The 15092-nt window shown below is 72.1% G+C and carries 12 protein-coding genes and 1 pseudogene; 3 read left to right on the top strand and 10 right to left on the bottom strand.

Annotated elements, in window-relative coordinates:
• Positions 1–51: 51 nt before the first annotated feature.
• The 6 genes and pseudogenes from pdxT to pgsA all read right to left on the bottom strand — a co-directional run bounded on the left by pdxT (position 52) and on the right by pgsA (position 5143).
• The gene (gene pdxT / locus LG395_RS24005; RefSeq protein WP_171158119.1) at positions 52–651 is read right to left on the bottom strand and encodes a pyridoxal 5'-phosphate synthase glutaminase subunit PdxT; all 600 of its coding nucleotides are present in this window, start codon (positions 649–651) and stop codon (positions 52–54) included.
• A gap of 13 nt (positions 652–664) precedes the next feature.
• On the bottom strand, positions 665–1570 hold the full coding sequence (gene pdxS, locus LG395_RS24000; protein WP_225811150.1) for a pyridoxal 5'-phosphate synthase lyase subunit PdxS: 906 nt from the start codon (positions 1568–1570) through the stop codon (positions 665–667).
• A gap of 115 nt (positions 1571–1685) precedes the next feature.
• On the bottom strand, positions 1686–2228 hold the full coding sequence (locus tag LG395_RS23995) for a LemA family protein (RefSeq protein WP_171158115.1): 543 nt from the start codon (positions 2226–2228) through the stop codon (positions 1686–1688).
• Positions 2229–2357: 129 nt separating this feature from the next.
• On the bottom strand, positions 2358–3521 hold the full coding sequence (locus LG395_RS23990) for a glycosyltransferase family 4 protein (protein WP_171158113.1): 1164 nt from the start codon (positions 3519–3521) through the stop codon (positions 2358–2360).
• Positions 3518–4426: a phosphatidylinositol mannoside acyltransferase gene (locus LG395_RS23985; RefSeq protein WP_171158112.1), complete on the bottom strand. Its 909-nt coding sequence runs from the start codon at positions 4424–4426 to the stop codon at positions 3518–3520. Before LG395_RS23985 ends, LG395_RS23990 begins: the two co-directional genes overlap by 4 nt.
• A pseudogene (gene pgsA, locus LG395_RS23980) lies at positions 4423–5143 on the bottom strand (phosphatidylinositol phosphate synthase). Before pgsA ends, LG395_RS23985 begins: the two are co-directional and overlap by 4 nt.
• A gap of 254 nt (positions 5144–5397) precedes the next feature.
• Between pgsA and LG395_RS23975 the strand changes: the two are divergent.
• Both LG395_RS23975 and LG395_RS23970 read left to right on the top strand, forming a co-directional pair.
• Positions 5398–7599: an elongation factor G-like protein EF-G2 gene (locus LG395_RS23975; protein ID WP_225811148.1), complete on the top strand. Its 2202-nt coding sequence runs from the start codon at positions 5398–5400 to the stop codon at positions 7597–7599.
• Between the two features lie 249 nt (positions 7600–7848).
• Positions 7849–9495: an AbeC-like domain-containing protein gene (locus tag LG395_RS23970; protein WP_225811147.1), complete on the top strand. Its 1647-nt coding sequence runs from the start codon at positions 7849–7851 to the stop codon at positions 9493–9495.
• Positions 9496–9590: 95 nt separating this feature from the next.
• On the opposite strand, the gene LG395_RS23965 is transcribed toward LG395_RS23970, so the two are convergent.
• The 4 genes from LG395_RS23965 to LG395_RS23950 form a co-directional block, all read right to left on the bottom strand.
• Complete coding sequence (locus LG395_RS23965; protein WP_171158104.1) at positions 9591–10151, bottom strand: HIT family protein; 561 nt, start codon at positions 10149–10151, stop codon at positions 9591–9593.
• Between the two features lie 130 nt (positions 10152–10281).
• On the bottom strand, positions 10282–12258 hold the full coding sequence (gene thrS / locus LG395_RS23960; protein ID WP_171158103.1) for a threonine--tRNA ligase: 1977 nt from the start codon (positions 12256–12258) through the stop codon (positions 10282–10284).
• 114 nt (positions 12259–12372) lie between these two features.
• Entirely contained in the window at positions 12373–13590 is a 1218-nt protein-coding gene (locus LG395_RS23955; RefSeq protein WP_225811146.1) for a hypothetical protein, read from the bottom strand.
• Positions 13587–14153, bottom strand: a complete 567-nt coding sequence (locus LG395_RS23950; protein ID WP_171158099.1) for a DUF4365 domain-containing protein — start codon at positions 14151–14153, stop codon at positions 13587–13589. The genes LG395_RS23955 and LG395_RS23950 overlap by 4 nt, the downstream gene beginning before the upstream one ends.
• Positions 14154–14321: 168 nt before the next feature.
• Here LG395_RS23950 and LG395_RS23945 point away from each other — a divergent pair, with 168 nt between their 5' ends.
• Positions 14322–15047 (top strand): 3'-5' exonuclease, encoded by a 726-nt coding sequence (locus LG395_RS23945; RefSeq protein WP_171158098.1) that lies wholly within the window; start codon positions 14322–14324, stop codon positions 15045–15047.
• Positions 15048–15092: the final 45 nt, after the last annotated feature.

The following is a 15092-nucleotide window of genomic DNA, read 5'->3' as shown; positions in this document are numbered from 1 at the left end:
CGCGTAACCCATCCAGATACGAACGCCAGAGATCCTACAAGGACTCTCGTCCTACTCCGGTGTCCGGTGCGCGCGCACCATGTCGACGAACAGGGAGTGCACGCGGTGGTCGCCGGTCAGTTCCGGGTGGAACGACGTGGCGAGCGCGTTGCCCTGGCGTACGGCGACGATGTGGCCGTCGTGCTCGGCGAGCACCTCGGCCCCGGCACCCACGGACTCCACCCACGGGGCGCGGATGAAGACGCCCTCCACAGGATCGCCCGGGACGCCCTTGACGTCGACCGCGGCCTCGAACGACTCGTTCTGCCGTCCGAAGGCGTTGCGGCGCACGATCATGTCGATGCCGCCGATGGTCCGCTGGCCCGAGCGCGGGTCGAGGATCTTGTCGGCGAGCATGATCATGCCGGCGCAGGTGCCGTAGACGGGCATGCCTTCACGCACGCGCGCGCGCAGGGGCTCCATCACGCCGAACAGGACGGCCAGCTTGGAGATGGTGGTGGACTCGCCGCCGGGCAGGACGAGGGCGTCGACCTCGGCGAGTTCCTCGGGGCGCCGCACCGGCCTGGCCACGGCGTCGGCCGCGGCCAGGGCGATGAGGTGCTCCCGTACGTCGCCCTGGAGGGCCAGGACGCCGATGACGGGGGTGTTCATGGGTTCCAGTGCCTTACCAGCCGCGGTTCGCGTAGCGCTCGGTCTCGGGGAGGGTGTCGCAGTTGATGCCGACCATGGCCTCGCCGAGGTTGCGGGAGGCGTCCGCGATGATCTTCGGGTCGTCGTAGAAGGTGGTGGCCTTGACGATGGCGGCGGCACGCTTGGCCGGGTCACCGGACTTGAAGATGCCGGAGCCGACGAAGACGCCCTCGGCGCCGAGCTGACGCATCAGGGCGGCGTCGGCCGGGGTGGCCACACCGCCGGCGGAGAACAGCACCACCGGGAGCTTGCCCAGCTCGGCGACCTCCTTGACCAGCTCGTACGGGGCGCGCAGCTCCTTGGCGGCGGCGTACAGCTCGTGGTTGTCGTAGCCGCGCAGACGGGCGATCTCGTTCTTGATCTGGCGCAGGTGGCGGACGGCCTCGACGACGTTGCCGGTGCCGGCCTCACCCTTGGAGCGGATCATCGCGGCACCCTCGGCGATGCGGCGCAGGGCCTCGCCCAGGTTGGTGGCGCCGCAGACGAAGGGGGTGGTGAAGGCCCACTTGTCGGAGTGGTTGACCTCGTCGGCCGGGGTGAGCACCTCGGACTCGTCGATGTAGTCGACGCCGAGGGACTGGAGCACCTGGGCCTCGACGAAGTGGCCGATGCGGGACTTGGCCATGACCGGGATCGAGACGGCGTCGATGATGCCCTCGATCATGTCCGGGTCGGACATGCGGGCCACGCCGCCGTCCTTGCGGATGTCGGCCGGCACCCGCTCCAGGGCCATGACGGCGACGGCGCCCGCGTCCTCGGCGATCTTCGCCTGCTCCGGCGTGACGACGTCCATGATCACGCCGCCCTTGAGCTGCTCGGCCATGCCGCGCTTCACGCGGGCGGTGCCGGTCTCGGGAGCCTGGTTGTCGGTGGTGGACACGGGTGACCTCACTGAAAGGGAAGAGGGTTTTCTGCACCGCCGAGGAAACGTGAGTGGACCAGGCCACTGCAAGGGCCAATGACAAACCGGTGGATCCTTTTGGTCCGCCCGCCGGTCAGGCGACCCGCTCCACGAGGGCCGCGGGGGGCTCGTCGTCCATCTCGAAGGCCAGCGGGAACGGGGCGTGGCCGGCCAGCCGGAACCAGCGGACCTTGCGGTGCTCACGGAGTCTGCGGGCGGCCCCCACGGCGTCGTTGTGGAAGCGGCGGGCCATCGGCACCCGGCGGACGGCCTCGGCCAGCTCACGGGCGGCCTCCTCGCCCCCGGGGGCCTCCCGTACGGCCTCCACCTGCGCCGGGTCCTCGAAGACCGCCCGCAGCGCCTGGCTCAGCTCGCTCTCGGCGACCTCCCGCTGCTCCTCCTCCGCCTGCCGGGCGGCGTGCGCGGCCTCGTACAGGACGATCGAGGCGGCCGGGTCCAGCACGCCCGAGGTCGCCAGTTCCTGCGCGACGGAGGCCCGTCGCAGCAACTGGGCGTCGAGCGCGGCCCGCGCGGCGTCCATCCGCACGTGCAGCCGGTCCAGCCGCCCGGCCGTCCAGCTCAGGTACACGCCGACGGCGATGAGCGCGACGAGGATCCAGATGAGGGTTGCGGTCACGCCGGAAGGCTATCGGCTGCGCGGACCGCCGCCACGAGCCGGTACCGCGCCGCTGGGCACGGCCCGGGAGCGGCTCCGGCCGGGTCCCCGCGGCTCGGCTCGGACAGCCCGCCCGCCCCGGCCCGGCGCTCAGTCCCGTGCCAGCCCGAAGCGCGCTCTCAGGCCCGTCGTGCGTTCGTCCGCGGCCACTGCCGCCGCGCCCGCCGTCACGGTCTCGTAGACGGACAGGATGTCCGCGCCGACCGTGGACCAGTCGAACCGCCGTACGTGGGCGCTGCCGCGCTCGCGCAGTGCGGTCCGGCGGGCGGGGTCCCGCAGCAGCCGTACGGCCGCCTCGGCCAGCGCGTCGGCGTCCTCGTTCGTGAAGACCTCGCCGGCCTGGCCCTGGTCGAGGACCTGCACGAACGCGTCCAGGTCGGAGGCGAGCACGGGGGCGCCCGCGGACATCGCCTCGACCAGGATGATGCCGAAGCTCTCCCCGCCGGTGTTGGGGGCGACGTACAGGTCGACGCTGCGCAGCAGCCGCGCCTTGTCCTCGTCGCTGATCATGCCGAGGAACTCGACACGGGAGCGCAGCTCCTTCGGCAGGTCCTCGACGGCCGCCTCCTCGTCGCCCCGGCCGGCGACCAGCAGCCGGGCCCCCGGCCGCTCGGCGAGGATGCGCGGCAGGGCCCGCATCAGGACCGGCAGGCCCTTGCGGGGCTCGTCGATGCGGCCGATGAAGCCGATGGTGTCGCCCTGCCACTGGGGCTTGGGCTCGGCCCTGGCGAAGAAGTCCACGTCGACGCCGTTGGGGATCACCACCGCGTCCCCGCCGAGGTGCTCGACCAGGGTGCGGCGGGCGTACTCGCTGACCGCGATCCGCGCGCTGATCTTCTCCAGCGCCGCCTGGAGGATCGCGTACGCGGCGATCATCGCGCGCGAGCGCGGGTTGGAGGTGTGGAAGGTGGCCACGATCGGGCCGGACGCCGCCCAGCAGGTCAGCAGGCCCAGCGAGGGCGAGGTCGGCTCGTGGATGTGCACCACGTCGAAGGCGCCCTCGTGCAGCCAGCGCCGTACCCGCGCGGCCGACAGGAAGCCGAAGTTCAGCCGGGCCACCGAGCCGTTGTACGGCACCGGGACCGCGCGGCCCGCGGAGACCACGTACGGCGGCAGCGGGGTGTCGTCGTCGGCCGGGGCGAGGACGGACACCTCGTGGCCGAGCCGCAGGAAGTACTCGGCGAGGTCGCGGATGTGGAACTGGACGCCACCGGGCACGTCCCAGGAGTACGGGCAGACGATCCCGATTCTCACGCGGGTCCCTTCGCGGGGTCGAGGTCGGCGAGCCACAGCCGCTGGAGCATGTGCCAGTCCTCCGGGTGGTCCGCGATCCCGGTGGCGAAGGCGTCGGCCAGCGCCTGTGTCATGACAGACGTCTTCTCGGCGCGGTTGCCTGACTCGGGGACCTCGATCGCCGGATGCACCCGGCCCTTCATGACGGGCGTCTCGTCGTACCAGAGGGTGACGGGCAGCAGCAGCGCGCCGGTCTGCTGGGCCAGCAGGGCCGGTCCGGCCGGCATCCGGGCCGTCTCGCCGAAGAAGTCGACCTCGACGCCGGAGGCGGACAGGTCGCGGTCGGCCACCAGGCAGACCAGGCCGCCGTCGCGCAGCCTGCGGGCCAGGGCACCGAAGGCGGAGCCGCCGCTGTGCGGCAGGACCTCCATGCCGAGGCCCTCGCGGTAGGCGACGAAGCGGTCGTACAGCGTCTCGGGCTTCAGCCGCTCGGCGACCGTCGTGAACGGCGTCCTCAGCTCCGTGGTGACCCAGGCGCCGGCCAGGTCCCAGTTGGCCAGGTGGGGCAGGGCGAGTATCACGCCCCGGCCGGCGGCGAGGCCGTCGGTCAGGTGGTGGACGTCCTTCGGGTCGAAGCCCGTCCGGACGCGCTCGGCGCTCCAGGCCGGCAGCCGGAAGGACTCCATCCAGTAGCGCAGGTAGGAGCGCATGCCCGCGCGGGACAGCTCGGCGAGCCGTTCCGCGGTGGCGTCCGGCACCACGCGCGCGTAGTTGGCCTCCAGCCGCTTCACGCCCTTGCCGCGCCGCTTCCAGGCGAGGTCGGCGATGGTCCGGCCGAGGCGCACCGCGACCGGTTCCGGGAGCTTCTTGACGGTGCCCCAGCCGAGCCCGTACAGCGCGTCGGTGAGCCGGTCGGCGGCGCTCACTGCGTCGCCTCGCTCGTGCTCTGCCGGGCCGCCGCCTCCGCCTCGGCGGACTCGCGGCGGACGGTGACGACCCGCTGGACCAGGGTGACGAGGCTGCCGACGGCGACGATCCACAGGGCGATGGGCAGCAGCCACTGGATGCCCGGCACACCGAACTTGTGCAGGCCCGCGAAACCGGCCGCGACCAGCGAGATCACCAGCCGCTCGGCACGCTCGACGAGCCCGTTGACGGCGACCGGCAGCCCGATCGACTCGCCGCGCGCCTTGGTGTACGACACCACCTGGCCGCTCGCGAGGCAGAAGATCGACACCGCGCACAGCACGTTGTCGTTCCCGTTGCCCGCGTACCAGAGCGCGAAGCCGCCGAAGATCGCGCCGTCGGCGACCCGGTCCAGGGTGGAGTCCAGGAAGGCGCCCCAGCGGCTGGAGCGGCCCAGCTGGCGGGCCATGTTGCCGTCGACCAGGTCGGAGAAGACGAACAGGGTGATCACGACCGTGCCCCAGAAGAACTCGCCCCTGGGGTAGAAGACCAGCGCCCCCGCGATCACCCCGGCCGTGCCGATGAGCGTGACCGCGTCGGGGCTCACGCCCCGGCGGATGAGAAACGCGGCGAACGGTGTGAGGACACGCGTGAAGAATGCACGCGCGTACTTGTTCAGCATGGCCTTCCCGACGGTCGGTGTCGCCGTGGCCCCTGGTGGCCGCCGGCTGGCCCATCGTAGCCACGCGCGCGTGTGCGTGGCGGGCGGGCACCCACAGCCGCGCCGGGAACCGGCGCGTGCCGTCGCGCGCGGGGCGTGCGTGACGGGATCGGTGCCGCGCACGCACGCTGCGCACCCGTCGCGGTCCTTCGTATGGACGCGGCGTGACGGGAGTGGAAAGCTCGAATGACCGCGGGCGTCGCCGGAGCCGCCGCACACGCGGATCCCGCGTGTCCGCGCCCACCCTCACCGTGCACGGGAGGCAGGATCATGGGCGACAAGGCACAGACACACCACCCTGGGGCCGCCGGCAGGGCTCTGGCGGCCGACCGACCCGCGTCCATACGGAATGTGGTGCTGGTCGGCCACTCCGGCTCGGGAAAGACGACCCTCGTGGAGGCGCTCGCGCTGACCGCGGGGGCGGTGAACCGGGCGGGGCGCGTCGAGGACGGCGGTACCGTCTCCGACCACGACGACATCGAGCACCGGCAGCAGCGCTCGGTACAGCTCTCCCTCGTGCCGGTCGAATGGGACGGCATCAAGGTCAACCTCCTGGACACTCCCGGCTACGCCGACTTCGTCGGTGAGCTGAGGGCCGGTCTGCGCGCGGCGGACGCGGCCCTCTTCGTCGTCTCGGCCTCCGACGGCGTGGACGGATCGACCCGGATGGTGTGGGAGGAGTGCGCGGCCGTGGGCATGCCCCGTGCGATCGTGATCACGCACCTGGAGGCCGCCCGCGCCGACTTCGAGGAGATGACCCGGATCTGCGCGGAGGCCTTCGGCGGTGACGACCCCGACGCCGTCCTGCCGCTGTACCTGCCGCTGCGCGGCCCCGAGGGCCCCGACGGGCACGCGCCCGTGACCGGGCTCGTCGGGCTGCTGTCGCGGAAGCTGTTCGACTACTCGACCGGGGAGCGCAAGGAGTCCGAACCCGGCGAGGACCAGCTCCCGGACATCGAGGAGGCCCGCAACCGGCTCATCGAGGGGATCATCGCGGAGAGCGAGGACGAGACCCTCATGGACCGCTACCTGGGCGGTGAGCAGGTCGAGGTCAAGACGCTGATCGAGGACCTGGAGCGGGCCGTGGCACGCGGTTCGTTCTTCCCCGTGCTGGCCGCCGCCCCCGCCGCCGAGGGCGCGAGGCAGGGCCTCGGCACGGTGGAGCTGCTGGAGCTGGTCACGCGCGGCTTCCCGACCCCGTTCGAGCATCCGCTGCCCGGGGTGACCACGGTCGACGGCGAGCCGCGCGAGCTGAAGCCGTGCGACACGGACGGCCCGCTGGTCGCCGAGGTCGTCAAGACCTCCTCCGACCCGTACGTCGGCCGGCTCTCGCTGGTCCGCGTCTTCTCCGGCACTCTGCGCCCGGACCAGACCGTGCACGTCTCCGGGCACGGCCTCGCCGACCGCGGGCACGAGGACCACGACGTGGACGAGAAGGTCGGCGCCCTGTCCATGCCGTTCGGCAAACAGCAGCGCCCGGTCACCCACGCCGTCGCCGGCGACCTGGTCTGCGTGGCCAAGCTCGGCCGGGCCGAGACCGGCGACACCCTCTCCGCCAAGGACGACCCGCTCCTGATGGAACCTTGGCAGATGCCCGACCCGCTGCTGCCGCTCGCCATCCACGCGCACAGCAAGGCCGACGAGGACAAGCTCTCCCAGGGGCTGTCCCGGCTGGTCGCCGAGGACCCGACCATGCGCCTGGAGCAGAACCAGGACACCCACCAGGTCGTCCTGTGGTGCCTGGGCGAGGCCCACGCCGACGTCGCCCTGGAACGGCTGCGCAGCCGCTACGGCGTCCAGGTCGACGTCGTCCCGCACCGGGTCTCCCTGCGGGAGACGTTCGCGACCCGGGCCACCGGGCGCGGCCGGCACGTCAAGCAGTCCGGCGGCCACGGCCAGTACGCCATCTGCGAGATCGAGGTCGAACCGCTGCCGGGCGGCTCGGGCATCGAGTTCGTGGACAAGGTGGTCGGCGGCGCGGTGCCCCGCCAGTTCATCCCGTCCGTAGAGAAGGGCGTCCGCGCTCAGGCCGCCAAGGGGGTCGCCGCCGGCTACCCCCTGGTCGACGTGCGGGTCACGCTGGTGGACGGCAAGGCCCACTCGGTGGACTCCTCCGACGCCGCCTTCCAGACGGCGGGCGCGCTCGCGCTGCGCGAGGCCGCGGCGGACGCGAGGATCCATCTGCTGGAGCCGGTCGCCGAGGTGACCGTCCTGGTCGGCGACGACTACGTGGGGGCCGTGATGAGCGACCTCTCCAGCCGTCGCGGCCGGCTGCTCGGCACCGAACAGGTGGGCACGGGACGCACGTTGATCCGCGCCGAGGTGCCCGAGTTCGAGATCGGACGGTACACCGTGGACCTGCGTTCGCTGTCGCACGGCACGGCCCGCTTCGACCGGGGGTACGCCCGGCACGAGCCGATGCCGCCGCAGATCGCCGAACGCATCCGCGAACAGGCCGGGGACGAGGCCTAGGTTCTTTCGTTCGGCCTGATCCGAAGGAGAGGCCCTGGTACACCGGCGCACGACCGGCGCACGGGCGGGCGGCTTCGGCCGTCCGCCCACGCGCTGTCGGTGCCGGCGGATACGCTGATCACCTGATGTCGTCGTGCCGCGACCGACCGGCAGCCGACCGGTGCCGGCACGACGTGCGGTCCAACAGGTGTGCGGGGCAGGGAAGTCGGGAAGGCCGCAGGAACGGCACCGGCGGTGATGGGGGCGGGAATGTCGTTTGGAACGGAGTGGGACGGGCCCCAGGTACCCGTCTCGGGCGACGAGGGGCAGGCGGCGACCTCCGCGCTGGCCTCCGCGGCGTACCGGGACAGCCCGATCGAGGAGATCAAGAAGGCCGACAACGAGTGGCACCAGTCGACCGTCAAGCCCGGCCGGATCAAGCTGTTCCGGCCTAATCTCGGTGAGGCGTTCTCCCGGGCCCTCGTCGACCGGATGCTCGCCCCCGGACGCAAGCCGCTCATCCAGTCCTTCGGCACCGAACCGAAGTTCGTGGTGGAGCACGCGCTGGCGGCCAACAACATCCGCCGGGAGCGCGACAACCGCCTGACGGCCATCACCGTCGTCTGCGGACTGCTCTTCCTGCCCGGGATGATCGGCTGGCTGCTCGTCTTCCAACTGCGCACCTTCGTCGCCCGGCGCGAGGACAAGCGGGCCGGGGCCCTGGCGACCGCGCTCCTGCTGGGCGTCGGTGTGCTCGCCGCGCTGTTCCTGATCAAGATGCCGTTCTCCGGCTTCTGGGCCTGGTACGCCCGCGCGTCCGTGGTCGTCCCCGTGCTCGGCTGGTTCTGGGCCAAGCGCATCTGCGAGCGCACCGCCGCGGACCTGCGCGTGCGCTGGGACGGCCTGCTCTCGGGCACCAGCGTCGGCGCCAAGGTCCCGGAGGCCGTGCCGCGCGGTCCGGGCCAGACCGCCGCGGAGGAGCTGCGCCAGTCGCTGGCCCGGCTGAGCGCCGAGCAGCAGTCGAACTCGGTCTTCTACGCCGGCCCCAAGGGCATACTCGGCATGGGCACCCGCTGGGGCGCCTGGCAGCTCGCCGAGGACCTCGTGCCCGCCGACCCCGGCCGGGAGATCCACCCCTTCCGCAGCTGGGACGTCGTGCGCGCGATCCACGACCAGCTGGCCCTGCTGGAGCGCGGCCCGCTGAACACCGGCGGTTTCCCCAAGCCGTCGATACGGCACTGGATCGTCACCCCGATCGGCGAGAAGGCCACGGCGGTGTCCCGGCCCGAGGGCACCGACGTCGAGGCCTTCCAGGTCAAGCCGCACGCCATACAGGACATCTGCAACAAACAGCAGTTCGGCAGCGGTGACCGGCACTACCTGGGCGTGCAGTGGACCCTGTGGGACGGGCAGCTGGTCATCACCATGCTGATCACGGTCACCGTGCTGCACGAGACGCTGCGCATCGAGGTCACGGGGCACGCGCTGGGACCGGTGAACTCGCTGTTCACCAGCAAGCCGGAGGCGCCGACCAAGGAGGTCGCCAAGTCCTTCAAGCCCTGGGAGAACCGCACGATCAAGCTGCCGCTGGTCACCACCGACGAGGTGGTACGGCTCGCCGTGCGCGCCCCGCTGACCTGGTACCCGCCGCTGCTGAACTGGCTCGGCGGCTCACTGGGCCTGCCCGAGCCGTTCGGCCTGCGGCACGCCTGGGCCGACCAGCCGTGGCGCCATCGCTTCATGGCCGACGACGCGCTGCGCGCGGCGACACCGGTGCTGCGCGTGGTGCACTCCGCCGCGATCAAGCTCCTGGAGGAGAACGGCGTGAACACGGAGAAGTTCGGCGCCCGCTCGGCCTTCCTCAGCGGCAACGTCCAGGACCCGATGCCGAAGAAGGCCGACGTCTACGACGCGTAGGCCTTCCGTCGGTCCGGCCGGTGCCGGAGCCGGGGGGCCGTCCCCGGACCCGCGCGCCGGCCGTGGACGGCCTCGTCCTCACGTGCCGGACGGGCTCACGCCGTCGGCCACGCCTCCGCCAGCATCTTCCGGGTGTCCGCCAGGAGCTGCGGAAGCACCCGCGTGTGGCCCACGACCGGCATGAAGTTCGTGTCGCCGCCCCAGCGCGGGACGATGTGCTGGTGCAGGTGCGCGGCGATACCGGCTCCCGCCACCCCGCCCTGGTTCATCCCGATGTTGAACCCCTGCGCGCCGGACGCGGTCCGCAGGGCGGTCATGGCCTGCTTGGTCAGCTCCGCCAGCTCGGCCGTCTCCGGTCCGGTCAGGTCCGTGTAGTCGGCCACGTGGCGGTAGGGCACGGTCATCAGGTGGCCGCCGTTGTACGGGTACAGGTTGAGGACGGCGTACACGTGCTCACCGCGCCGGACGACCAGCCCGTCCTCGTCCGACTTGGCCGGAATCGAGCAGAAGGGGCAGCCGTCGCCGGCCCCCGGGCCGGTCGGCTTGTTCTCACCCTGGATGTAGGCCATCCGGTGGGGCGTCCACAGGCGCTGGAACGCGTCCTGCGTCCCCACTCCGATCTGCTGCTCCGGCTCACTCGTCATGCTAGGCAGCATATGGCTTCGGCCCTTCCCGGCGTGTCGCCGGGGCGGCCGGCCGGCGTTCCGTGGCCGGACCCGGCCGGCGGGCAGGGACGGGGAAGGCCCCCGGGACCATGGTCCCGGGGGCCTTCGGTGCTCGGGCGGCTCAGACCTGGGCCCGCTCCTCGACCACCTTGGCGATCTTCGCGAGGGCCTCGTCGAACGGGATGCCGTTCTCCTGCGAGCCGTCGCGGTAGCGGAAGGACACCGAGCCGTTCGACATGTCCTCGTCGCCGGCGATGACCATGAAGGGCACCTTCTGCTTCTGGGCGTTGCGGATCTTCTTCTGCATGCGGTCCGAGGAGGAGTCCACCTCGACGCGCAGGCCCCGCTTCCTGGCCGCGGCGGCGAACTTCTGCAGGTAGTCCACGTGCGCGTCGCCGATCGGGATGCCGATCGCCTGGACCGGCGCCAGCCACGCCGGGAAGGCGCCCGCGTAGTGCTCCAGCAGGACGGCGAAGAACCGCTCGATGGAACCGAACAGCGCGCGGTGGATCATGACCGGGCGCTGCTTGGAGCCGTCGGGGCCCGTGTACTCCAGGTTGAACCGCTCGGGCAGGTTGAAGTCGAGCTGGATGGTCGACATCTGCCAGGTCCTGCCGATGGCGTCCTTGGCCTGGACGGAGATCTTCGGGCCGTAGAAGGCGGCACCGCCCGGGTCGGGGACGAGGGGCAGGCCCTGCTTCTCGGCGACCTGGCGCAGGGTCTCGGTCGCCTCCTCCCAGACCTCGTCGGAGCCGACGAACTTCTCCGGGTCCTTGGTGGACAGCTCCAGGTAGAAGTCGGTCAGGCCGTAGTCGCGCAGCAGGCCGAGGACGAAGGTGAGCGTCTTGTCCAGCTCGTCGGACATCTGCTCACGGGTGCAGTAGATGTGCGCGTCGTCCTGCGTGAAGCCGCGGGCGCGGGTCAGGCCGTGCACGACGCCCGACTTCTCGTACCGGTACACGGTCCCGAACTCGAAGAGGCGCAGCGGCAGTTCGCGGTACGACCGGCCGCGCGCGTCGAAGATCAGGTTGTGCATCGGGCAGTTCATGGGCTTGAGGTAGTAGTCCACGCCCTCGTCGAGCTGCATGGGCGGGTACATGCCGTCGGCGTACCAGTCCAGGTGCCCGGACGTCTCGAAGAGCTTCCCCTTCGTCGCGTGCGGGGTGTAGACGAACTCGTAGCCCTCCTCCTCGTGGCGGCGCCGCGAGTAGTCCTCCATGACCCGGCGGACGATGCCGCCCTTGGGGTGGAAGACGGCGAGGCCGGAGCCGATCTGCTCCGGGATGGAGAACAGGTCCAGCTCGCTGCCGAGCTTGCGGTGGTCGCGCTTCTCGGCCTCGGCGAGGAAGTCCAGGTACGCCTTCAGCTCGTCCTTGGAGGGCCAGGCGGTGCCGTAGATGCGCTGGAGCATCGGGTTCTTCTCGCTGCCGCGCCAGTAGGCGGCCGCGTTGCGCATCAGCTTGAACGCCGGGATGAGGCGGGTCGAGGGCAGGTGGGGACCGCGGCACAGGTCCTTCCAGCACAGCTCGCCGGTCTTGGCGTCCAGGTTGTCGTAGATCGTCAGCTCGCCGGCGCCGACCTCGACGTCCGCGCCGTCGTCGTGCGACGCCGAGCCCTTGAGGCCGATCAGCTCCAGCTTGTAGGGCTCGTCCGCGAGCTCCTCGCGGGCCGCGTCGTCGGTGACGACACGGCGGGCGAAGCGCTGCCCGCGCTTCTGGATCTCCTGCATCTTCTTCTCGATGGCCTTGAGATCCTCGGGCGTGAACGGCTTCTCGACGTCGAAGTCGTAGTAGAAGCCGTCCTTGACGGGGGGGCCGATGCCCAGCTTGGCCTCGGGGAACAGTTCCTGCACGGCCTGCGCCATGACGTGCGCGGTGGAGTGGCGCAGGATGTTCAGGCCGTCCTCGGACGAGATCTCGACGCCCTCGACCTCGTCGCCGTCGGACAGTGCGTACGCGAGGTCCTTCAGCTCGCCGCCCACGCGCGCGGCGATGATCGAGCGCTCGCCCGCGAAGAGGTCGGCGGCCGTAGTGCCCGTCGTCACCACGCGTTCTTCCCGCTCGGAATCGCGTTGGATGATCACACGGACGTCTGACACCGGTCTCTCCTGACTGAAGGTGGGGTGCGGCGCCATACCAGGAGCGCGCGCACAGGCGATCGTACCGACCCGACGGCGCCGACCGCGAAACGGTTACCGTCCGCACCCCTTCGGTCACGCCTCCCCGCACGCCTCCTCGAAGAAGTCGAGGTTCTCCTGGAGGGACTTCAGCAGCCGGTCCCGTTCGGCCTCGTCCACCTGCACGGGGACCACTCCCGAGGCGCCGGTGAGCGTGCGGAAGCCGCCCCGGCGCTCCAGCCGGCCGCGCACGCGGACGGGGAGGCCGACGAGGTGGGCGTGGCCGGCGATGCGGTAGTCCTCCTCGCCCAGGGTGACGCGGACGTGCGGGACGTCGGCGCCGGCGAGGACGCGCAGGCGTACGGTGCCCCCGCCGCCGGGCCCGGAACGGCGCATGCGGACGACGGCACCGGTGACGGTGACCGGCACGGAGGGTTCGGCGCGCAGGTAGCGGGCGGCGGCCTCGCGGAGCGCGGGCAGGTCGCCGGGTGAGAACTCGACGGGTTCGGCGGAGGGGGCGCAGCCTTCGGGGACGCCGGCGCCGGGTGCCCAGGCGACGGCGACGCGGGCGCCCTCGGTGCCGCGGACGAGGGCGGCGAGCGCCTCGGTGAGTTCCCGGCTGACGCCGGCCTCGACGGCGCCGTCGAAGGCGTCCATGCCGCCGGTGGCCCTGCGGTAGTCGACGGCCTCACGGGCGGCGTGGAGGGCCTGGTGGAGGCGGACGGCGAGGGGCCGGCCGGCGGTCACGGGGACGAAGGCGGTGAGGGTGCGGCCCTCGGTGGCAGGGCCGACGAGGACGTCGTCCAGGAGGACGGCGGCGGAGCGGCGGTGGCGGGCGCCGTAGTAGCCGGCACGTGCGCGTGTGGCGAGCGCGGCGGCGAGCAGCGTGCGCCGGGCGGCGCCGCGCAGGTGGTCGTCCGCGGTCCAGGGGGCGGCGCCGGCGGGTCCTGCCGGGGTGTCGCGCCACCAGCGGACCTCGTCGCTGGGTACGGCGAGGGAGATCAGGACCTCGCGCGCGGAGGGGGTGCGGCTGCGGGCGAGGGCGCCGAGGGCCTCGCCGAGCAGGTCGTCGCTGTCGGGGAAGGCGCGGCTCTCGGGGACCAGCAGGCTGGTTCCGCCGCCGGCCGGGCCGGGCGGGGTCCAGCGGCCGTACCGGCCGGGTGCTCCGCCGCGCCGCTGCCAGCCGTGCCGGCGCAGCAGGGCGCCGAGCACGGCGGGGTCGACGTCGGCGGGCTCGGGCGGCCGGTCCCAGGGGAGGTCGTCGGGGTGCGGCCGGACGTGCCGTACCGGCTCGCCCCAGGGACGGTTCCTCATGGTCTGCCTCCCGTCCCGACCCGCGTCATGATCTCGCAGAGCGCCCGGTCGTCGAAGATGCGCGAGGTCGGTATCCGCACGGTGGTCCGGTTCCGGCCGGTGATGGGATGGCCCGCGAGGTTGCTCCAGTAGCAGCAGTGCCGCAGGTCGAGGCGGTCGTGGCCGGCGCGCAGCCAGTCGTCCTGGGAGCGCGGCACGAGCATCACGACCAGGATCTTGTGCACCGAGACGGGGGTGCGGGCCAGCTTGCGCAGGTGGTCGTTGTCCAGGGTGAAGGAGAACGAGCGACCCGGCGGGTTCGGCGCGATCTGGTAGGTGGCCTTCAGCTGCACCTTGATCGTGACCTCGTCGTCGACGGTGTGCCCGGGCGCGCTGTGGCTGACGTGCCAGTCGATGCCGTTGTCCGGGAACGGCTGGGACAGCGAGCAGCCCGCCGCGGCGGCGACCGCGTGCAGATAGCCGACCTGCAGTGTCTCCATGCAGGCGGTGGTGGCGAGCGAGCCGCGAAGGTGTCCCGGACGTTCGGGCAGCAGCCCGCCCCGCTCGGGCTGCGCTATGGCCATGACCAACAGCCTTCCCAGGCAAGTCTTTCCCTGCTGTGGGCCGTTGAACTGCAAAGACCCGTACTCCTGTTGTCTCCCCCCGGCGTACGGCGCAAACGGCCCGGGTATCACCAAACGGGCAGAAGACGGAACGTCATCTGCCATGGGTGAGCGAGGAGTTGGGTTGGCATGACGACCTGGTACGAGGGGCCGCTGGCCGCCTTCGACACGGAGACGACGGGCGTGGACGTCGAGACCGACCGGATCGTGTCGGCCGCCGTCGTCGTCCAGGACGCGCCGGGGACCCGGCCCCGGATCACCCGGTGGCTGGTGAACCCGGGTGTGCCGGTGCCGGAGGCGGCGACGGCGGTGCACGGGCTGACGGAGGAGCACCTGCAGCACAACGGGCGCTGGCCGGCCCCGGTGGTGTACGAGATAGCCGAGCAGCTGGCCGAGCACGCGGCGCTGGGCCGGCCGCTGGTGGTGATGAACGCGCCGTTCGATCTGACACTGCTGGACCGGGAGTTGCGCCGGCACCGGGCGTCGTCGCTGGACCGCTGGCTGGAGTCGGCGCCGCTCAGGGTGCTGGACCCGCGGGTGCTGGACAAGCACCTGGACCGGTACCGCAAGGGCCGGCGCACCCTGGCGGACCTGTGCGCGCACTACGAGGTGACGCTCCAGGACGCACACGACGCGGCGGCGGACGCGCTGGCCGCGATGGATGTCGTCCGGGCGCTGGGCCGCCGGTTCGCGGCCCGGCTGGAGCGGCTGTCCCCCGCCGATCTGCACACCTTGCAGGCGAACTGGCACGCGGCGCAGGCGCGGGGGTTGCAGGCGTGGTTCGCGCGCAGTGGTTCGGAGGAGGTCGTCAGCACGGAGTGGCCGCTCCGGCCGGCGCTGCCGGCGGCCGCGTGAGGGCCTGGCGTCATGAAGAAGGCCGGTCCGCGACGGCGGACCGGC

This window comes from Streptomyces spinosus, from assembly GCF_020400655.1.
GTDB lineage: Bacteria > Actinomycetota > Actinomycetes > Streptomycetales > Streptomycetaceae > Streptomyces > Streptomyces argyrophylli.
The sequence above is the reverse complement of the archived record's forward strand: the minus strand, read 5'-3'. Positions and strand labels throughout refer to the sequence as shown.